A 25,676-nucleotide genomic window follows, 5' to 3' on the forward strand; every position below is an offset into this window, starting at 1 on the left:
AAGTCTAGGTTCGGCGGGGCGGGCCCGCCGGGTGTGCGGCGTCCGCTCCGGGGCCGCCGTCGGGGCGGGCTGCGACGGCGGCCTACGACGGTGGCGGGGCCGTGCTGCGGCGGCGGGGCGCCGTCCCGGCCCCGGCGCTCCGGGGCGCGCGGTCAGTCGTGGGCGACGGTCAGCAGCAGGACCACGGTCAGCCCGCCGCCCGGCGTGGACTCGACCGCCAGCCGGCCGCCCGCCGCCAGCACCAGGCTGTGCAGGGCCGGCCCCACCGGGCCGCCGGGCCGCACGCCCGCGAGCAGCCACTCGCGCGCTTCGGGGAGCTCGTGGGCGCCCCGGTCCGAGATCCGGATCTCCACCCGGCCGCGGCCGGGCCCGGCGGCCTCGCCCCGGGGCCGGGACGCCGGGCCCGGCCGACGACCGCCGCGCGCCACCTCGGCGCGCACCAGCACCCGGCCACCCATCGGGGTGCGCCGGATCGCGTGGTCGACCAGCCCGGCAAGGGCCGCCTCCAGCCGCCGGGCGTCGCCGGCCACCACCGGCAGCCCCGGTGCCACCCGAACCGTGACGGCCGCCGAGCGGCCGCCGCCGCGCACCACCCGGCCGACCACGTCGGCGACCTGGACGTGCCGTGCCATCGGCTCGCAGCCGGCCTGCCGGCCGGTCCACCGCAGCCGCTCCAGCTCCGCACGCGTCAGCGCCCTCGGCGCCGCCATGGTGCCGGACGGGAACGGGCCGGGGCCCTCCTCGGTCCCGACGGCGACCGGGCCGCCCGCGCGGCCGGGTCCGCCCCGGCGACCGGTGCCGCCCGGGCCGCCGAACGCCGCGAGCGCCCGGGCCCCCGACGCCACGTAGCCCCAGAGCCTCCCGCGTGTCATCGCCCTGCCCCTCGTGCCTCACCGGCGGCCGTCATCGGTTCCGCGGCCGACCGGGGCGGGCCGCGTTCCGGGCCCTGCTGCCAGCGTGCGCCTCACCCGCCCGGGTGACAATCCCGCTCCGGTGCGCGAACCGGGCGCGGGCCCCCGCCGGTCGGCCGGTCGTGCACCCCCCCGACCGGCGGGGCGGCCCCGGGCCGGTGCCGGGGCCGCCCGCTGACCGGGCCTTCCGGAAACCGCAAAGTAATCTTCGCAGAAAACCCTTTGCAAAGAACTCTTTGTGGTTCTAGGCTCCTGCCATGACCGAGGACAGCGGATGGAAGCACAGCGACGACCCGCACGTCGCCATCACGGCCAAGGGCATGCGGGCGATGGCGCACCCGGTGCGCATGCAGCTGGTCGGGCTGCTGCGCAAGCACGGCCCGTCCACGGCGACGAGGCTCGCCGCGCAGCTGGGGCTCAACTCCGGCGCGACCAGCTACCACCTGCGCCAGCTCGCCGCCGCGGGCTTCGTCGAGGAGGACCACGAGCGCGGCAACGCCCGTGAGCGCTGGTGGCGTTCGGCCCACCGGCTCACCGTCTGGACGGGGGACGACATGGCGGACGAGGACCCCGACACGGCCGTCGGCTTCCTGCGGTCCGTCCTGGCCGCGCACACCCTGACCGGCCAGCGCACGCTGGACGCCTTCGAGACCATGCCGCGCGAGTGGCGCCGGGTGACGGACCTCAGCGACCTGATCCTGCAGCTCACCCCCGCCGAGGCCGAGCAGCTCACCGGCGAGCTGTCCGAGGTGATCGGGCGGTACCGCCGGACCGACCCCGACGGCCCGGTGCCGGCCGGTACCGAGCAGGTCTCCGTGATCGTCCACGTCCTGCCGGACGCCCGCACCACCACGACCGAGGGGGACCCGGCATGACGACCGCCGCCGACCCGCCCGCGCGCAGCTACCGGCCGCTGGCCGGGGTGCTGACCGCCACGGTCGTCTCCGTGACCGGCACGCGCGTCTCGGCCATCGCGCTGCCCTGGTTCGTCCTGGCCACCACCGGCAGCGCCACCATGACGGGCCTGGTCGCCTTCGCCGAGATGACGCCATACGTCCTGGTCAAGGCGCTGACCGGGCCGGTGGTCGACCGGCTCGGGCCGCGGGTGGTGTCCTGGACGACGGACGCGGTGAGCGCCACCGCGGCCGGGCTGGTGCCGCTGCTGCACACGCAGGGGCTGCTCCCGTTCTGGGCGCTGCTGGTGCTGGTCGCGGTGATCGGCGCGATGCGCGGCCCGGGGGACCTCGCCAAGTCGGTGATGGTCCCGGAGGCGGCCGACCGCGCCCGGGTGCCGATGGAGCGCGCCACCGGGCTGTCCGGCGTCACCGAGCGGCTGGCCTCCACGATCGGTCCGGCGGTCGGCGGCGGGCTGATCGCGCTGACGGGCCCGCTGGCCGGGCTCGCGGTCAACGCCGTCACCTTCGCGGTCGGGTCGCTGGTCATCGCCGTCGTACTGCCGCGTGGGATGGGGCGTCCGGTGGTGCCCGCGGCGACCGCCTCGGCTTCCGCGGCTCCCGCGACTGCCTTGGCTCCCGCGACCGACGCGACTCCCGGGGCGGCGACGGAGGGGGAGCAGGACGGCGGTTACTGGCGGATGTTCCGTGCCGGCTTCGCCTTCCTGCGGTCCGAGCCGCTGCTGCTCGCACTGATCGTCATGGTCGGCATCACCAACCTGCTCGACGCCGGCTTCGCGACCGTCCTCGTGCCGGTCTGGGCGCGGGAGTCCGGCCACGGCCCGGCCGCCATCGGCCTGGCCGCCGGTGTCATGGGCGCCACGGCGGTCGTCGGCAGCCTGATCGCGGCAGCCGTCGCCTCCCGGCTGCCCCGCCGGACGGTCTTCTTCGTCGGCTTCCTGCTCTGCGGCGCGCCCCGGTTTCTGGTGCTCGCCCTCGGCGCGCCGCTGTGGGCGGTGCTCACCGTCTTCGCGATCGGCGGGTTCGGCTCCGGCTTCCTCAACCCGATCCTCGGCGCGGTGCTCTTCGAGCGGGTGCCCCGCCACCTGCTCGGCCGCGTCCACGCCCTCGGCGACTCCCTGTCCTGGGCCGGCATCCCGCTCGGCGGGCTGCTCGCGGGTGCGTCGGTCGCCCTGCTCGGCCTGATACCCAGCCTGCTCGCCGCCGGAGCCCTCTACTTCGCCACCACGACCCTGGCCGGACTCCGGCCCGAGTGGCGGGAGATGGACCGTCTGCGGGGCCGCAGGGGCACCGCCGACAGCGCGCCGCTCGCGCCGGTCGTGCCGCAGGCCACGGAACCCCGGTCGGCACCGGCACCGGCACCGACTCCGGCGGTGGCTCCGACTCCGGCACCGGCGCCGTCCCAGGTACGTCCCTAGGATCCGGTCAGCGGAGCGGGCGGGCGATCCGTTCGGTGGCGCCTGCTCCACTGGGCGGGCGGCCCGCCCAGTGGAGCAGCAGCAGGCTGGCCAGGGCGGCGAGGGCGCACCAGGTGGAGGCGAAGGCGAGGCGCCAGACCAGGGCGCAGGCGAAGGCGCCCGCGCCGGTGACGAAGCCGAGGCGGCGGAGCAACGGATCGCCGCTCGCGAGGAGGGCGCCGACGGTGGCGAGGAGGTAGCCGATCAGGAGGAGAGCCGGGTGCGGGATCCCGACGGCGTAATCGAGGGTGTGGCCGTGCGCGGTGGCCGTCACCGGACGGGAGGCGACGGCCACGGCGAGCGGGACGGCGACGGCCGCGCCGAGCAGGGTGAACCCGGCGAGCACGCGTCGCCGAGGTCCGGGCGTCGCGCACCACACGGCCGCCGGGACCAGCACCGGCAGCAGCGGGAGGGCGATCGCCGCCCACGCGGTGCGGGCCGTCCCGGCGAGGGCGGCCGGCAGCTCGCCGTCCGTACCGAGCCAGACCAGTGCCTCGATCAGCTGGTGCAGGCCCAGTATCAGGGGGAGCGCGGCGAGCGGTAACCGATCCGGCCGGCCGGCCCGATGGGCGCGGACCAGGCACGCCACCCCAATGGCCGCGACCACCCCGCCGGCCACGGCGTCCGCCCGTGCGCTCCAGCACATCGGGCCTCTAGCCGGGCTTCCCGGGGGCGCTATCAGGTCCGTCGCCGGGGCCGCCGTCGGGCGGGTCCTCGACGCCGGCCCGGGGGCCGTTCCCGGACCCGTCTCCGGACCCGTCTCCGGACTCGTCCCCGGAACCGTCGCCGGCCCCGCTCGCGGGCTCGTTCCAGGGCCGGTCCCCGGGCCGGTCCCCGGACCGGACCTCCGCGCCGGTCTCGGACGCCTCCTCCGGCGCCACCCCGACGCTCTCCAGGGTGTCGCGAACGGTGCCGGGCATGGCCGGGTGGCGGCCGATCACGATCACCCCGACCACGATGGCCAGCATCCCGGCCGACTGCCAGGCCAGCGCGCTCGGCGTGACCCGCAGCCGGTCACCGAGGAAGCCGACCGCGCAGGCGATCCCGGCCAGCGGCTGGGCGGCGGTCAGCGCCGGCAGCGACATCCGCAACGGCGCGGCCTCGAAGGCGCTCTGCACCAGCAGCAACCCGACCACGCCCGCCACGATCACCGCGTACGGCTGCCAGCTGCGCAGCACCGCCCCCAGTCCCTCGTGGTCGAGGCGCTGGGTGGTGGTCCGGGTGAGCGCGTCCTGGAGGCCGTAGAGCAGCCCGGCGGCGAGCGCCAGCAGGGTCGCCTCCTCGAACAGCGGCAGTCGGCGGGCCATCGAGACCAGCAGCACGACCAGCCCGACCACCGTGCCGACCACCAGCCAGTGCCGCAGCTCCCCGGCGGGCGCCCCGCCGCCCGTCGGCTTCCCGGCCACGATGAAGGCCGTCACCCCGAGGCCGAGCAGCAACACCCCCGCCCAGCCGGAGCGGCCCAGGGTCTGACGGGTCAACACCCGGGCGAGCGCCATGGCGAACAGCAGATTGGTGGCCAGCAGCGGCTCGACCAGGGACACCTCGCCCTGATTGAGCGCGAGCGCGGACAGGATCAGGCCGCTGACCATGAAGCCGGTGCCGAGCAGCCACCGGGGCATCCGCATCAGGTCCAGCAGCAGCCGCCAGTGCAGGAGGTCGGCACGGGGAGCCCGCTGCGCCGCGTGCTGCTGGAGGACGAAGCCGAGTCCCAGACAGCAGGCCGCGCCGAGGGCGAGGAGGAAGACCGCCACGGAGGGACCACCAGGTTGTCGCTGCCCGCGCCGCGCCGACGGGTCCGGATGGGTCGGCCGTCGCGGCCCGCTCCCGTCAGCGTACCGCCGGGCCGGTGGCCGGGCCGGTCGGCGCGGGCGCGCGGCCGCTGCGGCCGGGGATGGCCGCCAGGAGGCGGCGCGACGGTACGGACCCGGGGTGCGTGCCCGGCGGTGTCGGCCGCGCTTGCCGCTACGGGCGGGGCAGGCGCACGCTGGTGTGAGCGGCCGCCACGGCTCACCGTCCGTGCCGGTCAGGACAGGCACGGACGGGGGCCGGCGCCAGGAGGTGTGGCAATGCACAACCAGTGGGACGTGGAGCTGACATTCGACGAGGACGGCGTGCACACGGCGTGCGACGCCAGGTTGACGGGCGCGAGGGCGCCGGGCCTGAGCGCGCGCGGCGAGGCCGTGAAGAGCGCCGACGACCGTCCGCTCGCCAGGATCGGCGAGGAGGTCGCGGCCTCCCGCGCCCTGGAGGAGCTCTCCCGCAAGCTGCGGGTCCAGGCCACCGGGGAGATCGACGACGAAGGGCACCGCCCGAGCTACCTGATCTACTGAGGAGGGCGACGGCGACAGCTGCGGCGGAGACGGCGGCGGTCACGGTCCCGGGCGGTGCGGTCGGCCGTACGGTCCGGGCCCGTCGCCGCCCCGGATCGGCCCGCCGCCACCGGCGCCGTACTGCCGGGCGAGGGTGAACAGTTGTTCCGTGCCGGTCGGCCTCCGGAATCGGATCGGGGCCCGGGGGCGCGGAGTTGACCGCTCCGCCGGGACACCGCTCGCACGCGTCGCACATGTCGCAGGTGTCGCACTCACACAGGCGGGGTCGGAGCAGCGGCTCCACGAGGTGCTGCCCGGTACGGACGAGTTGCTGCCCGGTACGGACGAGTTGCTGACCGGTACGGACGAGGTGCTGTTGAGTGTCCGGCTCCGGCTCCCGGCCTACTTCGGCTGGAACCGGGACGCACTCGCGGACTGCCTGCGCGACCTGGCGTGGCTGCCCGCCGACCACTACCTCCTGGCGGTCGAGCGGTCGGCGCTCCTGCTGCGGGAGTGCCCCGAGGCCCGGGAGACGATCTTCCGGGTCCTCGAAACCGCGGGCCGGCACTGGGCGCGCCGGCCGGATCTGCCGGGCCGGTCCTTCAACTCCCTGCTGCTGTAGGCGCCGGAGGCCGGCTGTCAGTCCGCGGACAGGAAGTCCAGGAGGCGACGGTTGACCTCGGGTGCGCCCGCCATCGGCAGGTCGTGGTGGGTGACGTCCGGGATGACCGCCACCTCGGCCGACGGGAGGGCGCGTCGGGCGGCGTCGGCGACGCGCGCCGGGTCGTGGGCGCGGCTGTGGGCGGCCAGGAGGGTGAGGACGGGGGCGGTGAGGGTGCGGAGGCGTTCGGGTGTGGGCTGCGGGCCGGTGACCACGCGGGAGGCGGGGAAGTCGGCGTAGCCGAGGGCGTAGAGCTCCCGCCAGTCGGCGTCGAGGCCGTGGCCGCCGCGGGTCTCCCAGTCGAGGTAGGCGCGGGCGCGGTCCGGGGTGCGGCCGGGGAGGAAGAGCGGGAGCGCGCGCAGCAGGTAGCCGGGCCGGAAGCCGGCGAAGCACCGGGTGGGGTCGAGCAGGGCGAGTCGGCCGGTCCGGGCGGGGGCGTGCAGGGCGTATTCCAGGGCGATCCAGGCTCCGTACGAGTGGCCGCAGAAGTCGGCCCGGGGGACGCCGAGTTCGTCGAGGACGGCGTCCAGCCAGCCGAGCAGTCCGGGGACTCCGTCGAGGGCGGCGCCGTCGTGGATGCTGCGTCCGGGGTCGCCGATGAGGTCGACGGCGAGGACGCGGTGTCCGGCCGCGGCCCAGGGGGCGGCGTTGGCGGACCACGTGGTGGAGGTGGCGCCGCCGCCGTGGAGGAGGACGAGGGGGCGTCCGTCGTGGGGGCCGCAGGCGTTGATCCGGGTGGTGCCGTGGGCGGTGCGCACGGTGAGGGCCTCGACGGGGACGGGCCAGCGGGCCAGCAGGGCGTCGTAGGCGGCGAGGAAGGGGGCGGTGCGGGACGAGGCGGTGAGGGCGGACATGGCGGGCCTCCGCAGGTGTGGTGTGATGGTGTGCGGAACCGCTCGCCCGGCAAGCATCTCGACCGGCGAGTATCCCGCTCAGCAACTATCTCGCCCAGCGATTATCTCGCCGAGTAAGAGAATCATGGCACGGATGTGCCCGAGGAGGGACGACAGGGTGTCCGAAGTCGAGGAACCGATGCGGCTGGTCCACCTGCTGCGCGGTCTGACGGTCGAACTCGATCTGTTCGGGGCCGAGTTCGCGTCCCGCAACGGTCTGCACCCGACCGATCTGCGGGCGTTGATCCACCTGCTGGACGCCGACCGGGCCGGAGTGGTGGTCACCCCGGGCCGGCTCGGTGCGGCGTTGCACCTGAACTCGGCCGGGACGACCGGCCTGGTGGACCGTCTGGAGAAGCTCGGGCTGATCCGCCGCGAGCGCGACCCGCAGGACCGGCGCAGGGTGCGGCTGGTGGTGGAGGACCGGGCGATGGAATTGGGACAGGGTTTCTTCGGCGGGCTGATCGGCGATCTGCTCGGCGCGATGCGGGGGTTCGGCCCGGGGGAGCTGGACACGGCCCGGCGCTTCCTGGAGGCGATGACCGGGGTGGTCGCCGCCGCCAGGCGGGCCGGACAGGAGTAGGCGCGGGAAGCGGGGCCGGGCCGAACCCGGGGGCCGCGCCGGACCGGGCGGCGGAGCGTGGCGGGGTGGGCTACGCCGGGCCGAGGGTCCAGCTGATCACCGAGAGCGTCGCCATCGACACCAGCGTCGACCAGAGCACCGCGTCCCGGGCGAGCTCCGTGCCCTGCCCGTACTCGCGGGCGTAGGTGAACACGTTCTGCGCGGTCGGCAGCGCGGAGAACAGGACGACGGTGAGGAGCTGGTGGGCGGGCAGGTGGAGCAGCGGGCCGGCCACGGCGAGCGCGGCGAGCGGCTGGACCAGGGTCTTGATGGCGACGGTCACCCCGACCTCGGCCCGGAGCGAACGGCCCTCCGCCGGTGGGCGGTTGTGCAGCGATATGCCGAGAGCGATCAGGGCGGTCGGCACGCCGGCGCCGCCGAGCAGTTCGCAGGAACGATTCAGCTCGGCGGGCAGGTGCACCCCGGTCGCCGAGGCGACGGCGCCCAGCGCGGTGGCGAGCAGGATCGGGTTGCGCAGCGGCAGGGTGCGCAGGGCTCGGCGGCCGGCCGCACCGCCGTCCAGCACGGCGAGGACGGCGGGGGTGATCAGCAGGATCTGGAACAGCACCACGGGGGCCACGAAGGAGGCGTCGCCGAGGACCTGCACGGCCACCGGGATGCCCAGGTTGGCGGAGTTCACGTACCCCGAGGCCATCGAGCCGATGGCCAGTTCGCCGGGCTTGCGCCGGAAGAGCAGTCGCCCGGCGAGCAGTCCGAGGCCGGTCGCCACGGCGGTGCCGGCGGCGAAGGCGAGCATCGACGGGTTGGCGAACCGGCCGAGCGGGGTGCGGGAGATCATCAGGAAGAGCGCGGCGGGCATCGCCACGTGGAAGACGAACCGGTTGAGCACCGCCTCGGCGTGCGGCCCGAGCAGGCCGGAGCGGCCGACGACGTAGCCGACTCCGGTGAGCGCCCAGATCGGGGCGAAGCCGGACAGCAGCGGATGCAGGGATGGCATGGTTCCTCGGATCGCTCGGACGTGCCTGCCGGGTGTGGCGGGGTCGCCCGCCGGGGGGCGTCAACTCCCGAGCCGGTGGACCTTCGAAGCCGTGAACTCCCCCGGGGCAGTAAACCAGTGGCCGCCGGAGCGTTGATCACGGGCCTACGATGAGCCGATGGACGAGCCGAGGGTCGAGCCCGTGGACGACGAGTACCTGAGCCTGAACGAGGTGGAGGCGATCGCACGCCGTGCCCACCGGGGACAGGTGGACAAGAACGGCCACCCGTACAGCGAGCACATCGCGGCGGTGGCGCGCGGGGCGGCCGCGCGCGGCGGCAGCGAGGCGCAGATCGCGGCCGGCTGGCTGCATGACACCGTCGAGGACGACCGGCTCAGCCGGGAGTGGCTGGCGGCGGCCGCGCTGCCCGAGGAGACCAAGGCGATCGTGGACGCGCTCACCCGGCGCCCGGACGAGCCGGTCGAGGAGTACACCGCGCGCATCCTGGCCACGCCCGGCGCGCTGCTGGTCAAGCGCGCCGACCTGGCGCACAACTCCGACCCGGCCCGGCTGGCCTCGCTGGACCGGGCGACCGCCGAGCGGCTGGCGGCCAAGTACGCGCGGATGCGCGAGCTGCTGGGGCTGACGGGGGAGCTGTGACGGCCGGGTGGCCCTGAAGACGGCCGGGCCGTAGCGGCGGCCGGGTCGGGGGCCGGAGCGCCGGGGGAACCACGAGAGGGCCCGGGCCACGCGGATCGCGCGGGTCCGGGCCCTCTCGGGCACCCCGGTGGTCCCTGTCCGACCCCCGGGGTGAGGGGAGTGGTCAGGGTGCGGGAGGGGAACTGGGGCCGGCTTAGTACCAGTGGTGGTTCTGCCAGAAGGCCCAGGCGGCGTTCGGGCTGCCGTAGCGGGTGTTCATGTAGTCCAGCGCCCACTTGATCTGGGTGCGGGGGTTGGTCTTCCAGTCCGAGCCGGCCGAGGCCATCTTGGAGCCCGGCAGGGCCTGGGCCAGGCCGTAGGCGCCGGAGCTCGCGTTGGTCGCGGTCACGTTCCAGCTCGACTCGTGGGAGATGATGTGGCTGAACGAGGCCAGCTGGTTCGCCGGGACGATCTGGGCGGCGATCGCCTGCGGGGAGGCGGTGGCGGCGTTGGCGGTGGCGGGCAGGACGCCGGCACCCAGGGCGGTCAGACCGGCGGCACCGGCAAGAATCGCGGCCGAAGTACGCATACGGAGCTTGAAAGCGGGCATGAAGAACAAGACCTCAATCGGGTTGGGCCGGGTCACGCCCCACCCAGGACCACGGCCGGACAGGGGCCGTTGCGGTCACGGGGCGTGACTCGGCGATAAGCCGTTCACCGGCGGGACAGGTGCCGGTGCGGCTGGCGACGGAAGCCATTGTTGCCAGACCGGATCGGCACCCGCCAAGACCCCCTCGTTACGACCGGCGGTCGTACACGGGCGAGTGCCGTGGATTCGAAGGGCCGGTTGCGCGGAGCGCGCCGACCCCGTCTGACGTGGGCGGACGTGGGGGGTCCGGGGGAGGGATGGATGGCCCGGCGGCGTCTACTACGGCCCGTCGTGGCCGTTGATTCCGTGTGAGCGCACTCACCGTTCGGGCCTCCGGCGCCGTCACCGGCGGGTCCGGTGGCGGCACTTTGGGTACAGACGATCAATCCGTCGCTGAGACCGGCGCCACACCCGGGTCGGATGGCCGGTGGAGGTCGCCCAGTCGCCGGTGCCGCACGGCCCGGGCCGCGAGCCGCTCCGCTTCGGAAGCCGTCGTGAGGGCGCCCAGCGTGGCGCCGACCGCTCGGCCGAGCCTGGCGCAGAAGGCCTCCGGTTCGTCGGCGGCGTCCGGCAGCTCCGGAACCACCTCGTCCACCAGCCCGGCCTCCGTCAGGTGCCGGGCCCCGATGCCCTGGGCCCGGGCCAGCTCGGCGGCGTGACCGCCATCCCGGTGGACGATCGCCGAGGCGCCCTCCGGCGGCAGCGGCGCCAGCCAGGCGTGACCCGCCGCGAGCACCCGGTCGGCCGGGAGCAGCGCGAGTGCGCCGCCGCCCGAACCCTGCCCGAGCAGCACCGCGAGGACGGGGGTGCGCAGGGCGAGCAACGTGGTCAGGCAGTGTGCGATCTCCACCGCGATGCCGTCCCGCTCGGCCTCGGCGGACAGCTCGGCCCCGGCCGTGTCCACCACGGTGACCAGCGGCAGCCCGAGCTGTTCGGCGAGGTGTGCGGTGCGCCGGACGGCCCGCAGGTCGGCGGCGGTGAAGGGGCGCTCGTGCTCCGGTGTCCCCCGCTGCTGGCCGACCACCAGGACGGGCCGGCCGGCGAGGACGGCGAGCGCGCGGACCAGCGCACCGCCGCGGCCGCCGGGGGCGTCCAGCAGCACCAGCTCCTCGGCGGTGTGCCGCAGCAGTTCGCGGGTGCCGGGGCGGTCGGGGCGGCGGGTGCGGCGGACGGAGTCCCAGGCGTCGGGCTGCTCGGCGGCGGCGGGTCCGATGGCGTCGGTAAGAGGGGTGCCGGTAGGAGGGGTGTCGGTGGCGGGGTTGTCCATGGGAGGGGTGTCCGCGGGAGGGGCGTCCGGCGCGGGCGGCAGCGGGGTGCACAGGACGGCGAGCGTGCGGCGGACCAGCTCGCGCAGTTCCTGCGGCGCCACGACGGCGTCCACCAGTCCCTGCTCGGCCAGCGTCTCGGCCCGCTGGACGTCCGGCGGCAGCTCCACGCCGCGCAGTTCCTCGTACACGCGAGGGCCGAGGAAGCCGAGCCGGGCGCCCGGTTCGGCGAGGACCAGCTGGCCGAGCGTGCCCCAGGAGGCGAAGACCCCGCCCATGGTGGGGTTGCGCAGGTAGGTGAGGTAGGGCAACCCGGCTGCGCGGTGGGCCTGGACGGCGGCGGTGATCCGGAGCATGCAGAGGAAGGCCGCCGTGCCCTCCTGCATCCGTGTGCCGCCGGAGACCGGCAGGGCGAGCAGCGGCAGCCGCTCGGCGGTGGCGCGTTCGACGGCCCGGGTGATCCGCTCGGCGGTCGCGACGCCGATCGATCCGCCGAGGAAGCCGAACTCGGAGGCGATCAGTGCGACCGGGCGCCCGTCGATCAGGCCGAGGCCGGTGAGGACGGCCTCGTCCAGGCCGGTGCGTGCGCGGGCCCGGTCGAGCGAGGCGCGGTAGTCGGGGTCGACGGGCGGCGGGCCGGGCGGCTCGTCCCAGCGCTGGAAGCCGCCGGGGTCGACCAGCAGGCCGATCAGCTGGTGGGCGGTCAGTGCGGCCCGCCGTGCGAGCGGTGGAGGCGTGGCCCCCGCGTCGTCCCCGTGCGCCGCCATGTCCACCCCGTCAGAGATCGTTCCGGTCCGTCGTGATCCGTCACTCTATGCGGCGGGGTCCGGGCGCGGCGAGGCCCCGGGGGGCGGGGCGGGACGGCTCCGGCACTAGTTCGATGACGGTCGACCGTTGCACCGTCTGGGCGGTTCGTGGACGGTGTCGGCGGTCCGGCCGGGGAGGGGCGTCGGCGTCGGGGTACGGGCCAAGTCCTCACAGGTAAAGGGTAGTTACTCGCCGGTTAATACTTTGGTGGAGGGCTTCCGGACTTGACCGTGTCTCGCCACACTGGGGGACATGACTCGCACTCTACGCGCGTGGAAGACCCGCGCCGCCGCCGTCACCGCCGTCGCCCTGATGACCCTCGCACCGATCGCCGTCGCCACCGAGGCGCACGCCGACGTGAGCGGCACGGTGTGCCTCTCCACCCTCCCGCCGGAGGCCACCGACACCCTCAACCTGATCGCCTCGGACGGGCCGTTCCCCTACTCCCAGGACGGCGTGGTCTTCCAGAACAGAGAGCACGTCCTGCCCGGCGAGTCCTACGGGTACTACCACGAGTACACCGTCGTCACCCCGGGCTCCCCGACCCGTGGCGCCCGCCGGATCGTGACCGGCCAGGGCGACCAGGAGGACTACTACACCGGCGACCACTACGCCACGTTCTCCCTGCTCGACCAGACCTGCTGACCCTCCCGGCAGCACGGTGGCCCCGGCGCACCCCTTGAATGCACCACCCCGCCGGGGCCACCGTCGTACCGGCAGCCAGGGCCGGTCCCGGCCTGACATCCGGGCCGCGGCTCCGGGCCGCACATCCGGGCCCGGCCGCGGCTCCGGTCGGGGAGCCGGGACCCGGCCGTCGTTCCGCGCCGCGCTCCGGCCGGGTCCCGGTCAGAGCTCCGACGGCCCCCAGGCACCCACCGCCAGCTCGTCCCCCACCCGCAGCGTGCCGCCCCGCAGGACGGCGAACTTGCTGCCGAACGCGACCCCGCCCGCCGCCGCCCGCCGGTACCGGGCCAGCGTGCGCAGCGGCTCCGGGCCCGCCTTGGACCCGGTGGACTGGTCCACCATCGTCACTGCGCAGCGGATGGCCAACTTGGCGTAGGCCAGCACGGCGCCGCCCACCGCGATCCGGCGCGTCAGGTCCTCGGTGTGCGGCTCCGGCCAGCCGTCCACCACCACGTTCGGGCGGAACCTGTCCGCGGACAGTGCGGGAGCGTCGGAGAGCTCGTTGAAGCGCTCCAGCGTGGAACGGGACAGCAGGTGCACGGCGCAGCTGTCGGCGTAGCCGGAGGTGCCCGGGACCAGGCCGTCCGTCACCCGGTCGTGTTCCGGCGGCACCCGGACCAGCCGGCTGCGCGCGCCCAGCACCTCGGACAGCCAGTCGGCGGCCTCCGCGCCCTGGTCGATGCCGCGGAACGGCGCGCCGAACAACCGCACCTCCCGGCGCGGCCCCTCCGAGTCGACCGCGAACGCCACCGGCTCCACCCCCGGGGCGACGAGCGCCAGCCGACGGCCGTCGTCCTCGACGGCCGGGCGGACCGTCGCCAGCAGCGGATCGCGCCGCTGGGAGCGGAACACCCCCTGTTCGTCCACCACCATGAACGCCCGGTCGTGGGCCAGACCCGCCCGGGTCAGCTCGGCCTGCGCCGCCGAGACCCCGGCGTACCCCTTCACCGGGTAGTACCGCAACTCCGTCACCGTGGCCATGACGTCCCCCCGTTCCTCCTGGACTCGACGACTCCGAAGGGTAGTTGAGCGGCCCGGCGGGAGGTGCCGGAGGGCCCGGAGGTGCGGGGCGTCCGGGGTGCGGGTGCGGGTGCGGGTGCGGGTGCGGGTGCGGGCGGGCGCGGACCGGCCCGCCCGGGCCCGACCTGCCGTCCGTTCGCCCTGCCGTCCGTTCGGCCCGCTGTCCGTTCGCCCACCCCGGCCGCTTGCTAGGGTCGGGCCCATGGCACCGAGCAGCGCGAACCCCCCGGGACGGCTCCGGCGGGACGCGCAGCGCAACCGCGACCTGCTGCTCGCCGCCGCCCGCGGCATGTACTCCCGGAACGGCCTGGACGTCCCGCTGGACCAGATCGCCAAGGAGGCCGGGGTCGGCAACGCCACCCTCTACCGGCACTTCCCGACCCGCGAGGCCCTGATCGGCGAGGTGTTCGCGGATGCCGGAGCCGTCCTGGCCGGGGCCGGCGAGGAGGCGCTCGCCGCCGAGGACGCCTGGACCGGCCTCGAACGGTACTTCGCGCGGATCTTCGAACTCGTCGCCGCCGACCGGGGCATCAACGACCTGGTCACCCAGGCCATCCCGACCGTCCCCGGCATGATCGAGATCAGCCGCCGGCACGCCACCACCGTCGGGGTTCTCATCGCCCGCGCCCAGGACCAGGGCACCATGCGCCGCGACGTCGTCACCATGGACCTGCTGTTCCTGCTCGGCCCGCTCTGCCGGGCCCTGCCCGCCGCCACCGAGCTGCGCCCCGACCTCTGGCGCCGCTACCTCGCCCTGCTCCTGGACGGCTTCCGCACCCGGGCCACCCACCCGCTGCCGGTCCCGCCGATCGGTGAGGAACACCTGGACCGGATGTTCGCGGACCTCTGGGAGGCGCGGCCCCCCGAGGCCTGAGCGCGCGGCGCCCCGGACGTCAGGGTCGCGTACGGAACACCGGGCGGCGCGTCAGGACCCCGTCAACGGGCGGCGGCCGCACGGCCGCGGGGCGTTTTGCTGGGTGCCACGGGGTGACCGGCGCGGCGCCCCGGCGGTACCGGGTCGCGGCGGGAGAGGCAGGGGACGGGCATGGTGGACAACGCGGACAGTGGTGCGGACGGGCGTCGGATCGTGGTCGGCGTCAGCGGTTCGCTCGGCAGCCTCGCGGCCCTGCACCACGCCGCCGCCGAGGCCCGGCGGACGGACGCCGAGGTGCTCGCGGTGCTCTGCTGGGTCCCCCCGGGCGACGAACTCGGCTACCGTCGCACTCCCTGCCCGCCGGTGATCACCGCCGGTCGTGACGCCGCCGTGGTCCGCCTGCGCCAGGCCCTCGACGAGGCCTTCGCCCGCCGGTACGCGGGTCTGCGCTTGCGCTGCCAGGCCGTCCGCGGCGACACCGGCCACACCCTGGTGCGGTGCGCCGACCGCCCCGGCGACCTGCTCGTCCTCGGCGCCGGTCGCGAACGCGGCCGCCTCGCCAGGCTGGTGCACCCGTCGGTCAGTGCCTACTGCGTCCGGCACGCGGCCTGCCCGGTGCTCACCGTCCCGCACCCGCCGCTGCAGCGCGACCTGGAGGCGCTGGAACGGGGCGGGCACGGACTGCGGGCGGCGGCCGCGGGGAACTGACCGGCGGGCCACGGCCGGTCGCCGTGCGCCTCCGCCGTGACGACGGGCCGGGCGCGGTGCCGCGACGGCCCGGTTGCGTTTCCCCGTCGGCCCGGCCACGGCCACGTCCCGGCTCGGCCGGTACGAGAGCCGGGCCCGGCCGTCATGACAGCCGGCCGTTACGACAGTCCGGCCGCCTCGGCGAGGACGGAGGCGGTGCGGCGGCCGGCCGCCACGGTGTCGGCGGCGGTGGCGGGGACGCAGCGCCCGGCCTGAGGGCTGTAGACGGTCAGCACCACGCCCGCGTGGTCGGTGGGGAGTTCGACCAGCGTGGCGGCCGGTACGGCGGTGCTCAGCTCGCGGGTGTGCCCGGCGTCCACGATCTCGTCCGCGGTGCCGTGCACCAGCCAGAGCGGGACGGGGGAGGGGGTCGCGGCCAGCCGTGCGAGCGGGGCGTCGCCCGTGGTCACGGCCGGGTCGGCGTACTTCGAGGCGATGCCGACGGCGGCGCCGGGCCGGAGTTCGGCGGGGGTGTCCGGATGGGTGGCCACCGCGACCGCCTCCCGGCCGCCGAGCGACCAGCCGGCCAGCACGAAGCGCGCCGGGTCCCCGCCGAGGCCGGTGGCGATGCGGCGGGCGTGGGCGAGCGAGGCCAGCAACTCGGCGCCGCCGCCGTCCGGCTGCTCGGAACTCCAGTCCGGGACGAGCACCAGCAGCCCGAGTCCGGCGGCCTCCCGGGCCAACGGCCGCAGCACGTCCCGTTCGTTCGGTCCGCGTCCGTGCCAGAGCAGCACGACGGGCACCGGTCCGGCGGTGTGGACGGTCGGCCGGTGGACGTCCATCAGCCGCCCGTCCGCGTACGGAACGACTTCGGGTGGAGCGCTCGTCATGCGGGGTTCGCCTCCGGTTCGGTGACTGATCACTGAGCTGGTACTGTACTTCTCGTCGCGAGGGAGATCGATTCCTCGTCAGGCGTCAGTGGTGCTACCAGAGCACGTCCTACTTTCAGTAGGGAGAGTCCGTGCGACCCGGGCCTGGCGCTCTACCGTCGGACGGGGTCCGGTGCCTTCACGGGTGCCGGGCCCCGTTCGCGTTTCCGAGCCGGGCCAGTTCCTCCTCGCCGAGCACCAGTTCCCCCGCCGCCGCCGAATCGCGGATGGTCTCCGGGCGGCTCGCGCCGGGGATCGGAAGGGTCACCGGGGAGGCGGCCAGCAGCCAGGCGAGCGCGACCCGCTGGGGGCTGACTCCGCGTTCGGCGGCGATCGCGGCGAACTCCGTTCCGGCACCGCCGAGTTCGGCGGAGCGGCCGATGCCGCCGAGCGGGCTCCAGGGGAGGAAGGCCAGGCCGAGTTCGGTGCACAGGTCCAGGACGGGCTGGTGCCGGCGGACGGCGGGGGAGTACTCGTTCTGCACCGAGACCAGGGCGTCGCCGAGGATCTCCCTGGCGAGCCGGACCTGGGCCACGTCGACGTTGGAGATGCCGGCCGCGCGGATCTTGCCCTCCTCGTGGAGTTCGCGGATCGCGCCGAGGGAGTCCGCGTACGGGACGTTCCGGTCCGGGTGGTGCTGCTGGTAGAGGCCGATCGCCTCGACGCCGAGGCGGCGCAGCGAGCCCTCGCAGGCGCGCTTGAGGTGGGCCGGGTCGCCGTCGACCGTCCAGGAGCCGTCCCCGGGACGGCCGCGGCCGCCCTTGGTGGCGACCAGGACGTGGTCGGCGCCGGGGCCGTAGGAGGCGAGGGCCCGGGCGATCAGCTCCTCGTTGTGGCCGTACTCGTCGGCGTGCCAGTGGTAGGAGTCGGCGGTGTCGATCAGGGTGATGCCCGCGTCGAGTGCGGCGTGGACGGTGGCGATGGCGCGGGCCTCGTCCGGGCGGCCCTCGACGGAGAGCGGCATCGCGCCGAGGCCGACGGCGCTGGTGCGGACGCTGCCGAGGAGGCGGGTGGCGGTGGTGGCGGTCATGCGGGGAGCTCCTGTCCGCGGAGGGTGGCGGCGACCAGGCCGGGCAGCCAGTCGCGGGTGTGGGAGAGGGGGTGGCCGAGCTGCTCGGCCCGGGAGTTGTCCATGCCGTAGTAGCGGTCGAAGGAGAACGGTGAGGCCTGCTGCCCGGGGCCGGGGGCGGCGGTGCGGTAGGGGCGACCGGCCGCGATCAGGTCGCAGAGGTCGGTGGCGGTCAGTTCGCCGTGCGAGGCGAGGTTGACCGGGCCGGTGAACCGCTCGCCCGCCGCCCACGCGAGGAAGGCGGCCGCCTCGGTCTCGTGGGTGTAGGAGGAGGGCAGGTTCTCCGGGTGCACCAGGACGGGCAGGCCTGCCCCGATCCGCTCGGCGTAGTGGGCCAGGCGCCCGGTGAAGTCGGTTGCGCCCAGGACGTGTCCGAGCCGGACGGAGACGAACGGGAACGGCGCGTCGCGGGTGAACACCGCCTCCGCCTGGCGCTTGCCCTCGCCGTACGACGTCTCGACGAACTCCGTTTCCGCCCGGGGGAGTTCGAGGCGGACCGGCCATCCTGACGGGTCGACGGCGGCTTCGGCCAGCGGGCGGTCCGCCGGGTGTGCCACGCCGGTGTCGTAGACCTCGATCGTGGAGGTCATCAGGTAGCGGCCGGTCCTTCCGGCGAAGGCGCGGACGGCGAGTTCGGCCTGGGCCGGGGTGTAGCAGACCTGGTCGATCACCGCGTCGAAGTCCCGGCCGGCGAGGGCGCCGGCGAGCGCCGTCCCGTCCGTGCGGTCGGCGATGAGCGGGGTGACGCCGGGCGGTGGCGGCGTCGAGCCGCGGTTGAGCACGCTGACCCGGACTCCGGAGTCGCGCAGCCGGGTGACCAACTGCCGTCCGAAGTACCGGTTTCCCCCGATGACGAGCACGTTTTCCATACCCACAAGTGTTATGGTGCGGCGCGGTTCGATGAAGGGGTGATCGTGGGAGTTCAGGCGCTGCGACCGAAAGACCGACGGCAGTCCGGCGGTTCGACCGACGATTCGTCGGTGGGCCCCCGCAGCGGCCTCGGCGGTGGTGTCGGCAGCCCCGCCGGTGGCACTGCCGGTGGCGGGGCCGGCGGCCTGGACGCGGTCGACCTGCGGCTGCTGGAACTGCTGCAGTCCGAGGGGCGGATCACGCTCAGCGAACTGGGCCGGCGGGTCAACCTCAGCCCGGCCGCGGTGGGCGAGCGGGTGCGCCGGCTGGAGTCGAACGGCACGATCACCGGGTACGCGGCGCTGGTCGCGCCCGAGCGGCTGGGCTACGGCATCCGGGCCTTCGTCCGGGTGTCGCCGCACGCCCGGATGACGGTGAAGTACCTCCGCAGCCAGGACCTGCTGCACCGGCCGGAGGTGCTGGAGGTGCACCACGTGATCGGCGAGGACTGCTGGGTGTTCAAGGTCGCCGCGCGGGACACCTCCCACCTGGAGGAGCTGATCGAGGCGATCGCGGTGCTCGGCCGGACGACGACCTCGGTGATCCTCTCCTCGCCGGTGGATCAGCGGGTGCTTCTGCCCTCGGACTGAGGAACCGAGGAACCGAGGAACCGAGGAACCGAGGAACGGACGGAGCGCCGGAGCGTGGACGGGCCCGGGTCGCCGGGTCAGGACGGCTGCCGGTCGGAGCCCAGTTCGCGCGAGATCCGCAGCCCGACCTGCGCCACCACCGGCCCGAGGGTGCGCACCCGGGTGGCGGTCATCCGTGAGGTGAGCCCGGAGACGGAGAGCGCCGCCGTGACCTCGCCGGTGTGGTCGAAGATCGGCGCGGCGACGCAGCGCACCTCGGGCTCGTTCTCCCGGTCGTCGATGGAGTAGCCGCGGGCGCGGATCCGGGCGAGGTCCGCGCGCAGTCGCGGCTCATCGGAGATGGTCCAGGCGGTCACCGGGCGCAGGCCGGCCGCGACCACCTCGGCGACGGCCTCCTCGGGGAGCCAGGCGAGGATCGCCTTTCCGGTGGCGGTGCAGTAGGCGGGGGCCCGGCTGCCGACCCGGGAGGCCATCCGCACGTTGGTCTCGTCCTCGACCTTGTCCAGGTAGACGATCCCGGGCGCCTGCCAGACGGTCAGATGGACGGTCTCGCCGGCCTCGCGCTGGAGCCGGCGCAGGTGTTCGGCGGCGACGCTGCGCAGATCGAGGGTGGTCAGGTAGGCCTGGCCGAGGCGCAGCGAGCCGTGGCCGAGCCGGAACCAGCCGGTCTCGCGGTCCCGGTCGAGCAGGTGCTCGTCCAGCAGCGGTCCGGCCAGCCGCAGCACGGTGCTCTTGTTGAGGTCGAGGGCCTCGGCGAGTTGGGCGAGCGGGACCCCGCGTCCGTCGCCGTGGTCGCGGACGTAGCCGAGGACGGCGAGCGCGCGGCGCAGCGAGGAGGACTGGTTGCGTTCGGTCGCGGGCTTCTTGGGTGCCGTCTCCGTCATGGGTCCGTTCCCTGGTGGTGGTTCGGCGGGGACTCGTTCTGTGGGGGCGTGTTCCGGGGCGCGTGTTTCGGGGCGTGTTCCGCTGGGCCTGCGTGTCCGGTGTTCCGCGTGGTGTTCCGTGCGGCGTTCCGTGGTGTTCCTCCGCCTGTCGGCGGCGGTTGTCAGAACGTACCCGTTCGGGGCCGGGTCGCCGCATCTTCGATACAACGTTGTGCAGTGCAAAACTTTCGTCAACCCCCTCTTGTTGGCGCCGATCGCCCACGCCTAACGTCCCTGCCATCGAGCAGGCGACGTCGCCCCACCCGAGCGCTGCGCCCTGCCGCACCCCCACCACTTCACCCACCATCGGCCCCGGTCAGGGCCTGCTTCGACGTGTCCGTCCCAGCGGTGTGCGTCGCGGCGGCAGCTGTCGGGAGGGGAGGTCTCCACCATGCGACTCACCGGACGGACCGCAGTGGCCGCCGTGCTCGCCGCCGGCTGTCTGGCCGCCACCGCCTGCGCGCCGGGCACCGCCTCGACCGCGGGCGGCAAGGCCGGCGACGACCGGACCGGCACGCTGAAGGTCTGGCTCTACAACGAGGCGGGCAACGCGGCCAAGGAGGCCGTGATCGCCAAGGCCGTCACCGAGTTCCAGTCCTCCCACCAGGGCGTCACCGTCGACGTCAGCTACATCGACACCGACGCCTCGGCCCGCGCGGCCAAGATGAAGGGGGCCTTCAACGACCCCAACAGTGCCCCCGACCTGGTCGAGTTCGGCAACACCGACCTGCCCGGCTACGTCGCCGCCGGCGGCCTCGCCGAGATCGGCGCCGAACTGGACGGTTGGAAGGACAAGGGCGACCTCGACCCGGCGATCGCCAGGACCGCGGTGGTGGACGGCAAGACCTACGGCCTGCCGTGGTGGGTGGGCGTTCGCGCGCTGTACTACCGCACCGACCTGTTCACCGAGGCCGGGCTCACCCCGCCGACCTCCTACGCCGAACTGGTCACCGCCACCCAGCGGATCCACACCGCGCACCCGGACACCTTCGGCATCGCGGTCGGCGGCAAGTACACCTTCGCCGCACTGCCGTTCGTGTGGGACGCGGGCGGCGACATCGCCGCCAAGGACGGCACGACGTTCAAGGCCGCCATCGACTCGCCCGCCTCGCAGGCCGGGATCAAGCGCTACACCGACCTGTTCGGCGCCGACGGCTGCCCCGCCCAGCAGTGCGCGGACCTGACCGGCGGGAAGACCGTCGACCTGTTCGCGGCCGGGAAGTCGGCGATGGCCGTCCTGCTCAACTCCAACCGCGGCAAGGTGGACGCGGGCGCGGTCAAGGGCAAGTACGGCGTGGTGCCGCTGCCTGGTGAGAAGGCCGGCTCGATCGCCCCCGCCTTCGCCGGCGGCAACAACCTGGGCGTCATGAAGGCGGCCAAGCACCGCACGCTGGCCGTCGAGTTCGCCGAACTGCTGGCGGGCCCGGCCTACCAGGAGCAGATGTACGACGGGATGGGCAACCTGCCGACGCTGAAATCCGTCAGTGGCAAGGTCGCGGCGAAGGACGCGTTCCTGAAGCCGTTCACCGACACCATCGCGGCCGGCACCAGGTTCGTGCCGCTCGACCAGGGGTGGGCGCAGATCGACGCCCAGTCGGTGATCCCGACGCTGCTCCAGCAGGTCGTCACCGGCAAGGCGGACGTGGCCAAGGCCTCCGGTGACGCCGCGGGGCAGATCAACTCGGCCTTCGCCGCGCACTGACGGTCGCGCACCGGCCGTTGCGTACCGGCGGCCGTGCACCGACCGCCACGCCCCGACCACCGTGCACCCGACCGCCGTGCACCCGGCCGTCGTGCACCCGACCGCTGCGCACCCGACGGTCCCTTTCCGGTTCGTCACAGAGAGCAGGTTCCGCCCGTGTCCGCATCCACCACGACCGCCCCGTCGGCGGCTCCTTCCCCGCAGGGGCGCCGTGGGGGCAGGGCGCCGGCCGCGCCCCCGGGCGGTCGGCGCCGCAAGCCCCCGTTGCTCCTGCTCCTGCCGGCCGCCGTCATCCTGGTCCCGCTGGTCGCCTACCCGATCTACCAGCTCGGGCTGTTGTCCGTCCTGGACTTCGGGCAGGCTCAGGCGTCCGGCGGGGTTCCGACGTCCTTCGTCGGCTTCGGCAACTACGCGAAGGTCCTGGAGGACGGCCAGTTCTGGTCGGTGCTGCTGCAGACGGTCGGCTTCGCCGCGTTCTGCGTGGTCGCCACGCTGGCCGCGGGCGCCGCCCTGGCGGTGCTGCTCACCAAGGTCGGCCGGTGGCCGCGGCTGGTGCTGACCACGGCGGCGATGGCGGCCTGGGCGGCGCCGGCGATGACCGGGTCGACGGTGTGGAGCTTCCTGTTCGACACCAACCTCGGCCTGGTCAACCACACCCTGGAGCGGATCGGGCTCACCGGCTTCCACGAGTTCAACTGGTTCTACGACAGGTGGACGGCGTTCCTGATCGTCGGTGCCGTGGTGGTGTGGCACTCCTTCCCGTTCGTGATGGTCACCCTCTACGCGGGCATCCGCGCCATCCCGGAGGAGGTCCTGGAGGCGGCCGCGCTGGACGGCGCCGGCACCTGGACCACCTTCCGCCGGGTCACCGCGCCGATGCTGCGGCCGATCCTGACGATCGTGGTGATCCAGTCGGTGATCTGGGACTTCAAGGTCTTCACCCAGATCTACGTGATGACCGAGGGCGGCGGCATCGCCGGCCAGAACCTGGTGCTCAACGTGTACGCGTACCAGAAGGCGTTCGCCTCCTCGCAGTACGGGCTGGGCGCGGCGATCGGCGTGATCATGCTGCTGATCCTGGTGATCCCGACGGTCCTGTACATCCGCAGCCTGCGACGGACGGGGAACGAGCTGTGAGCACCCTTCGGAACTCCCGCGGCCGGCGGCGGCTCGCCGCCGGCACGGTCGCGGTCGTGCTGGCCGCCGTCACCGCCTTCCCGATCTTCTGGATGGTGCTCTCGGCGTTCAAGCCCAAGGGCGAGGTGCAGTCGCTGGACCCGAAGCCCTGGACGGCGCACCCCACGCTGGAGAGCTTCCGTCAGGTGCTCAGTGTGGACGGCTTCGGCCGGTACTTCGCGAACAGCCTGGTGGTCGCGCTGTCGGTGGTGGTGCTCTCGGCGGCCGTGGTGTTCCTCGCGGCGGTGGCCGTGACCCGCTTCCGGTTCAGGTTCCGCACCACCGTCATGGTGATGTTCCTGATCGCCCAGATGATCCCGGTCGAGGCGCTGACCATCCCGCTGTTCTTCATGTTCCGCGACGCGGGGCAGTTCGTGCCGGGCATCGGGCTGAACACCCTGGCCTCGCTGATCCTGGTGCAGTTGGCGTTCTCGCTGCCGTTCGGGATCTGGATGATGCGCGGCTTCGTCGCCGCCGTTCCGGTCTCGATCGAGGAGGCCGCGCAGATCGACGGCGCCTCCCGCACCCGCATCCTGTGGCGGATCCTGCTGCCGCTGGTGGCCCCGGGCCTGGCCGCGACCAGCGTGTTCTCCTTCATCACGGCGTGGAACGACTTCGTCTTCGCCAAGACCTTCATCATCAGCGCCACCGAGAACCAGACGCTGCCCTCGGCGCTGCTGGTGTTCTTCAAGCCGGACGAGAACGACTGGGGCGCCATCATGGCCGCGTCCACGCTGATGACGGTGCCGGTGCTGGTCTTCTTCATCGCGGTGCAGCGCAAGCTGGTGTCCGGGCTGGCGGGAGCGGTGAAGGACTGAAGGGCCGAAGGGCTGAAGGACCGCCGGGCGGCGGGTGGCAGTGTGGAGGGCCGCCGGGCGCGGGGCCGCTCAGGCCGCCTCCGCGGATTCCTGGGACGGGACGGCGACGAGGACGAACACCGCACCGGCGTCGTCCCGGACCAGCGCGGCGCGGCCGTACGGCGTCGGCGCGGGCCCGGTGAGGACGGTGCCGCCGAGCTCGCGCAGCCGCTCGGCCGCACGGTCGGCGTCGGCGGCGCCGAAGTGCGCCAGCCAGCTCGCGGGCGCTCCGGACGGGCCGATGCTGCAGGCGGGGAGGCCGGCGGCCCGGGCGAGGGCGTGGCCGGCCCGCGGCCGGTCGTAGGTGTAGCCGAAGACGCGGCGGTAGAAGGCACGGGCCGTGTCGGGGTCGGGGGAGAGGTGCTCGTTCCAGGCGAGGGCGCCGGGCTCGTCGACGAGGCCGGCGCCGTCGATGGTGCCGGCCTGCCAGAGGCCGAAGGCCGCGCCGAGCGGGTCGACGGCGAGTGCGGCCCGGCCCTGGTCGGGCACCTCGTACGGGTCCCGGGTGATCCGGCCGTCCGCGGCGCGGACGAGCGCGGTGGTGCGGTGCAGGTCGGCGCAGGCGAGGTGGGTGGTCCAGGCGGCGGGTGCCGCGGTGCCGACGGGCGGGCCGATCGCCGCGACCTGGGCGCCGTACCGGGTGGCGACCGCCTCGGCGGGGCCGGTCGGGACGAATTCCCAGTCGAACAGCGCGCCGTAGAAGCGCCGTGCGGCCGGGGCGTCCGGGGTCGTCAGGACGACCCAGCACGGGACGCCCTCCCGGTACCTGCCCGCCTTCGGCACACCGCCCTCCTGGTGCCACCGGCCCCTGTCGCCAGCCTCCGCGCCGGGCGGGCGAGCGGCAACCGGGGCCGGTGCGCGGGCCCGACCGGCCGCAGGCGCGGGCGCAGGCCGTCCCGTGCCGTCCCGTGCGGCCGGGCCCGGGATTCGGTCCAGGGGCTCAGGCGACGCCCTGCGGCCGGAACTGGATGCTGATCCGGGGGCCGACCGGGCGGGCGGTCTTGGGGACGGCGTGCTCCCAGGCGCGCTGGCAGGAGCCGCCCATCACGACCAGGTCCCCGTGGCCGAGCGGGTGGCGGACGACGGTCCCGCCGCCGTACCGGGGCCGCAGCGCCAGGGTGCGGGGCTCGCCGACGGAGAGGATCGCCACCATGGTGTCCTCGCGGGCACCGCGCCCGATCCGGTCGCCGTGCCAGGCCACGCTGTCCCGGCCGTCCCGGTAGTAGCAGAGCCCGAGGGTGCGGAACGGCTCGCCCAGCTCGTCGGCGTAGTGCCGGCTCAGCGCCGTGCGGGCCTGCCCGAGCACCGGGTGCGGCGGCTCGGCGTCCGCCCGGTACGAGGCCAGCAGCCGGGGGACGTCGACCGTCCGTTCGTACATCCCGCGGCGCTCGGCCCGCCAGGGCACGGTCGCGGCCAGCTGTTCGAACAGCTCGTCCGCGCCGTGCAGCCACCCGGGCAGCACGTCCAGCCAGGCTCCGTCGCCGAGCACCTGCCGCCGCAGGCCGTCGAGCGGGCCGAGGCGGAGGCCGTCGTGCTCCGCGTCGTCGAACAGCGAGGGCTGGCGGTGGAGGGTGTCGTGCATGGGGCCAGCGTACGCCTTGATTCGAACACATGCCCGAATCTCGGGGCGGTGATCCGGCCCGGTCGGCGTCGGGGGTGTGACTGGTCGAGGTGGTTGTCACCTGGTCGCGATGTCTGTCACCACCCCCTTCCCAGAACCCTCCCCGAGGAGGGCGCGGGCAGCTTGGCGCTGAAGGCGAGAGCCGTGCCGCCGCCCTCGTCGGTCAGGTCGAACCGGACCCGCCCGTGCGGGTCGAGGTCCGGCTCCGACGGGGTCGGCGGATCGTAGGCCGTGACGGCGCCGGAGGCGATCACGGTGCGGCCGTCGGGATCGGTGGCCGGCAGCGCAGCACCACTGCGCCGCCCTCCGCCGGATCCAACGGGTCGGCGGCAGCCAGCCGGCGCCGCAGCAGGGTCGGGCGCGACAGGTGCCGCCACACCGCGGCCACCGGCTGCGGGTAGTGACGGTAGAAGCACACAGCCTGGTGACCTGCGTCGATGGCGACGATCCTGCCGTCGGGCCTGGGGGCGCTCGGGGTGCCGGTCGCGCTCCACCGCCTGCCGCCACCGTTGCGGCACCCGGACTGCGTCGTCGGAGGGGGCTGGACCCACCACGCGGGAGCCCGCC

The 25,676-nt window shown here is 74.6% G+C and carries 28 protein-coding genes and 1 pseudogene; 13 read left to right on the forward strand and 16 right to left on the reverse strand.

The window, feature by feature from the left end; all coding sequences use genetic code 11:
• Positions 1 to 152: 152 nt before the first annotated feature.
• Positions 153 to 872 (reverse strand): ATP-binding protein, encoded by a 720-nt coding sequence (locus AB0D10_RS20365; RefSeq protein ID WP_360258086.1) that lies wholly within the window; start codon positions 870 to 872, stop codon positions 153 to 155.
• A gap of 296 nt (positions 873 to 1,168) precedes the next feature.
• Here AB0D10_RS20365 and AB0D10_RS20370 point away from each other — a divergent pair, with 296 nt between their 5' ends.
• Together AB0D10_RS20370 and AB0D10_RS20375 are read left to right on the forward strand one after the other, a co-directional pair.
• Complete coding sequence (locus tag AB0D10_RS20370) at positions 1,169 to 1,786, forward strand: helix-turn-helix domain-containing protein (protein ID WP_360258088.1); 618 nt, start codon at positions 1,169 to 1,171, stop codon at positions 1,784 to 1,786.
• Positions 1,783 to 3,243: an MFS transporter gene (locus tag AB0D10_RS20375; RefSeq protein WP_360258090.1), complete on the forward strand. Its 1,461-nt coding sequence runs from the start codon at positions 1,783 to 1,785 to the stop codon at positions 3,241 to 3,243. The genes AB0D10_RS20370 and AB0D10_RS20375 overlap by 4 nt, the downstream gene beginning before the upstream one ends.
• A gap of 7 nt (positions 3,244 to 3,250) precedes the next feature.
• On the opposite strand, the gene AB0D10_RS20380 is transcribed toward AB0D10_RS20375, so the two are convergent.
• Both AB0D10_RS20380 and AB0D10_RS20385 read right to left on the reverse strand, forming a co-directional pair.
• Entirely contained in the window at positions 3,251 to 3,928 is a 678-nt protein-coding gene (locus tag AB0D10_RS20380; protein WP_360258093.1) for a DUF6629 family protein, read from the reverse strand.
• A gap of 268 nt (positions 3,929 to 4,196) precedes the next feature.
• Positions 4,197 to 5,036, reverse strand: a pseudogene (locus AB0D10_RS20385) (DMT family transporter); the annotation flags it as partial.
• A gap of 315 nt (positions 5,037 to 5,351) precedes the next feature.
• On the opposite strand from AB0D10_RS20385, the gene AB0D10_RS20390 reads away from it, so the two are divergent.
• On the forward strand, positions 5,352 to 5,615 hold the full coding sequence (locus AB0D10_RS20390) for a dsRBD fold-containing protein (protein WP_360258095.1): 264 nt from the start codon (positions 5,352 to 5,354) through the stop codon (positions 5,613 to 5,615).
• A gap of 286 nt (positions 5,616 to 5,901) precedes the next feature.
• Positions 5,902 to 6,216, forward strand: coding sequence for a barstar family protein (locus tag AB0D10_RS20395; protein WP_360258097.1), 315 nt, complete (start codon positions 5,902 to 5,904; stop codon positions 6,214 to 6,216).
• Between the two features lie 17 nt (positions 6,217 to 6,233).
• On the opposite strand, the gene AB0D10_RS20400 is transcribed toward AB0D10_RS20395, so the two are convergent.
• Positions 6,234 to 7,109 (reverse strand): alpha/beta hydrolase, encoded by an 876-nt coding sequence (locus tag AB0D10_RS20400; RefSeq protein ID WP_360258100.1) that lies wholly within the window; start codon positions 7,107 to 7,109, stop codon positions 6,234 to 6,236.
• Positions 7,110 to 7,287: 178 nt separating this feature from the next.
• Here AB0D10_RS20400 and AB0D10_RS20405 point away from each other — a divergent pair, with 178 nt between their 5' ends.
• On the forward strand, positions 7,288 to 7,731 hold the full coding sequence (locus AB0D10_RS20405; RefSeq protein ID WP_360258257.1) for a MarR family transcriptional regulator: 444 nt from the start codon (positions 7,288 to 7,290) through the stop codon (positions 7,729 to 7,731).
• Positions 7,732 to 7,801: 70 nt separating this feature from the next.
• On the opposite strand, the gene AB0D10_RS20410 is transcribed toward AB0D10_RS20405, so the two are convergent.
• On the reverse strand, positions 7,802 to 8,728 hold the full coding sequence (locus AB0D10_RS20410; protein WP_360258102.1) for an AEC family transporter: 927 nt from the start codon (positions 8,726 to 8,728) through the stop codon (positions 7,802 to 7,804).
• 157 nt (positions 8,729 to 8,885) lie between these two features.
• Between AB0D10_RS20410 and AB0D10_RS20415 the strand changes: the two genes are divergently transcribed.
• Complete coding sequence (locus AB0D10_RS20415) at positions 8,886 to 9,368, forward strand: HD domain-containing protein (RefSeq protein ID WP_360258104.1); 483 nt, start codon at positions 8,886 to 8,888, stop codon at positions 9,366 to 9,368.
• Between the two features lie 193 nt (positions 9,369 to 9,561).
• On the opposite strand, the gene AB0D10_RS20420 is transcribed toward AB0D10_RS20415, so the two are convergent.
• Positions 9,562 to 9,936 carry a transglycosylase SLT domain-containing protein gene (locus AB0D10_RS20420; protein ID WP_360258107.1) on the reverse strand — a complete coding sequence of 125 codons (375 nt, stop codon included), beginning with the start codon at positions 9,934 to 9,936 and terminating at the stop codon, positions 9,562 to 9,564.
• A gap of 442 nt (positions 9,937 to 10,378) precedes the next feature.
• Positions 10,379 to 12,028 (reverse strand): carboxyl transferase domain-containing protein, encoded by a 1,650-nt coding sequence (locus AB0D10_RS20425; RefSeq protein ID WP_360258109.1) that lies wholly within the window; start codon positions 12,026 to 12,028, stop codon positions 10,379 to 10,381.
• A 352-nt stretch (positions 12,029 to 12,380) separates the two neighbouring features.
• Between AB0D10_RS20425 and AB0D10_RS20430 the strand changes: the two genes are divergently transcribed.
• On the forward strand, positions 12,381 to 12,713 hold the full coding sequence (locus tag AB0D10_RS20430; RefSeq protein ID WP_360258259.1) for a ribonuclease: 333 nt from the start codon (positions 12,381 to 12,383) through the stop codon (positions 12,711 to 12,713).
• 201 nt (positions 12,714 to 12,914) lie between these two features.
• Here AB0D10_RS20430 and AB0D10_RS20435 read toward each other — a convergent pair whose 3' ends face one another.
• Positions 12,915 to 13,733 carry an MOSC N-terminal beta barrel domain-containing protein gene (locus AB0D10_RS20435; RefSeq protein WP_360258111.1) on the reverse strand — a complete coding sequence of 273 codons (819 nt, stop codon included), beginning with the start codon at positions 13,731 to 13,733 and terminating at the stop codon, positions 12,915 to 12,917.
• 241 nt (positions 13,734 to 13,974) lie between these two features.
• On the opposite strand from AB0D10_RS20435, the gene AB0D10_RS20440 reads away from it, so the two are divergent.
• Positions 13,975 to 14,646 (forward strand): helix-turn-helix domain-containing protein, encoded by a 672-nt coding sequence (locus tag AB0D10_RS20440; RefSeq protein WP_360258113.1) that lies wholly within the window; start codon positions 13,975 to 13,977, stop codon positions 14,644 to 14,646.
• Between the two features lie 171 nt (positions 14,647 to 14,817).
• The gene (locus AB0D10_RS20445) at positions 14,818 to 15,354 is read left to right on the forward strand and encodes a universal stress protein (protein WP_360258115.1); all 537 of its coding nucleotides are present in this window, start codon (positions 14,818 to 14,820) and stop codon (positions 15,352 to 15,354) included.
• A gap of 158 nt (positions 15,355 to 15,512) precedes the next feature.
• On the opposite strand, the gene AB0D10_RS20450 is transcribed toward AB0D10_RS20445, so the two are convergent.
• The 3 genes from AB0D10_RS20450 to AB0D10_RS20460 form a co-directional block, all read right to left on the reverse strand.
• Positions 15,513 to 16,223, reverse strand: coding sequence for an alpha/beta hydrolase (locus AB0D10_RS20450; RefSeq protein ID WP_360258118.1), 711 nt, complete (start codon positions 16,221 to 16,223; stop codon positions 15,513 to 15,515).
• 178 nt (positions 16,224 to 16,401) lie between these two features.
• Positions 16,402 to 17,292, reverse strand: coding sequence for an aldo/keto reductase (locus AB0D10_RS20455; protein ID WP_360258120.1), 891 nt, complete (start codon positions 17,290 to 17,292; stop codon positions 16,402 to 16,404).
• Entirely contained in the window at positions 17,289 to 18,200 is a 912-nt protein-coding gene (locus tag AB0D10_RS20460; protein ID WP_360258123.1) for an NAD-dependent epimerase/dehydratase family protein, read from the reverse strand. The genes AB0D10_RS20455 and AB0D10_RS20460 overlap by 4 nt, the downstream gene beginning before the upstream one ends.
• Positions 18,201 to 18,386: 186 nt before the next feature.
• On the opposite strand from AB0D10_RS20460, the gene AB0D10_RS20465 reads away from it, so the two are divergent.
• On the forward strand, positions 18,387 to 18,830 hold the full coding sequence (locus AB0D10_RS20465; RefSeq protein ID WP_360258261.1) for an Lrp/AsnC family transcriptional regulator: 444 nt from the start codon (positions 18,387 to 18,389) through the stop codon (positions 18,828 to 18,830).
• Positions 18,831 to 18,907: 77 nt separating this feature from the next.
• Here AB0D10_RS20465 and AB0D10_RS20470 read toward each other — a convergent pair whose 3' ends face one another.
• Positions 18,908 to 19,714, reverse strand: coding sequence for an IclR family transcriptional regulator (locus tag AB0D10_RS20470; RefSeq protein WP_360258125.1), 807 nt, complete (start codon positions 19,712 to 19,714; stop codon positions 18,908 to 18,910).
• Between the two features lie 430 nt (positions 19,715 to 20,144).
• Here AB0D10_RS20470 and AB0D10_RS20475 point away from each other — a divergent pair, with 430 nt between their 5' ends.
• From AB0D10_RS20475 to AB0D10_RS20485, 3 genes are all read left to right on the forward strand, one after another.
• On the forward strand, positions 20,145 to 21,455 hold the full coding sequence (locus tag AB0D10_RS20475; RefSeq protein ID WP_360258128.1) for an extracellular solute-binding protein: 1,311 nt from the start codon (positions 20,145 to 20,147) through the stop codon (positions 21,453 to 21,455).
• A gap of 156 nt (positions 21,456 to 21,611) precedes the next feature.
• Positions 21,612 to 22,592: a sugar ABC transporter permease gene (locus AB0D10_RS20480; RefSeq protein WP_360258130.1), complete on the forward strand. Its 981-nt coding sequence runs from the start codon at positions 21,612 to 21,614 to the stop codon at positions 22,590 to 22,592.
• Entirely contained in the window at positions 22,589 to 23,449 is an 861-nt protein-coding gene (locus AB0D10_RS20485) for a carbohydrate ABC transporter permease (protein ID WP_360258132.1), read from the forward strand. Before AB0D10_RS20480 ends, AB0D10_RS20485 begins: the two co-directional genes overlap by 4 nt.
• Before the next feature lie 69 nt (positions 23,450 to 23,518).
• Here the strand turns inward: AB0D10_RS20485 and AB0D10_RS20490 are convergent, their stop codons facing one another.
• From AB0D10_RS20490 to AB0D10_RS20505, 4 genes are all read right to left on the reverse strand, one after another.
• Positions 23,519 to 24,271, reverse strand: coding sequence for a VOC family protein (locus AB0D10_RS20490; protein ID WP_360258134.1), 753 nt, complete (start codon positions 24,269 to 24,271; stop codon positions 23,519 to 23,521).
• A gap of 157 nt (positions 24,272 to 24,428) precedes the next feature.
• Positions 24,429 to 25,070 carry an alpha-ketoglutarate-dependent dioxygenase AlkB gene (locus AB0D10_RS20495; RefSeq protein ID WP_360258137.1) on the reverse strand — a complete coding sequence of 214 codons (642 nt, stop codon included), beginning with the start codon at positions 25,068 to 25,070 and terminating at the stop codon, positions 24,429 to 24,431.
• Between the two features lie 116 nt (positions 25,071 to 25,186).
• Entirely contained in the window at positions 25,187 to 25,363 is a 177-nt protein-coding gene (locus AB0D10_RS20500; RefSeq protein WP_360258140.1) for a hypothetical protein, read from the reverse strand.
• Positions 25,360 to 25,527 (reverse strand): hypothetical protein, encoded by a 168-nt coding sequence (locus AB0D10_RS20505; RefSeq protein ID WP_360258142.1) that lies wholly within the window; start codon positions 25,525 to 25,527, stop codon positions 25,360 to 25,362. Before AB0D10_RS20505 ends, AB0D10_RS20500 begins: the two co-directional genes overlap by 4 nt.
• Between the last annotated feature and the right edge of the window lie 149 nt (positions 25,528 to 25,676).

This window comes from Kitasatospora sp. NPDC048545, assembly GCF_040651155.1.
GTDB lineage: Bacteria > Actinomycetota > Actinomycetes > Streptomycetales > Streptomycetaceae > Kitasatospora.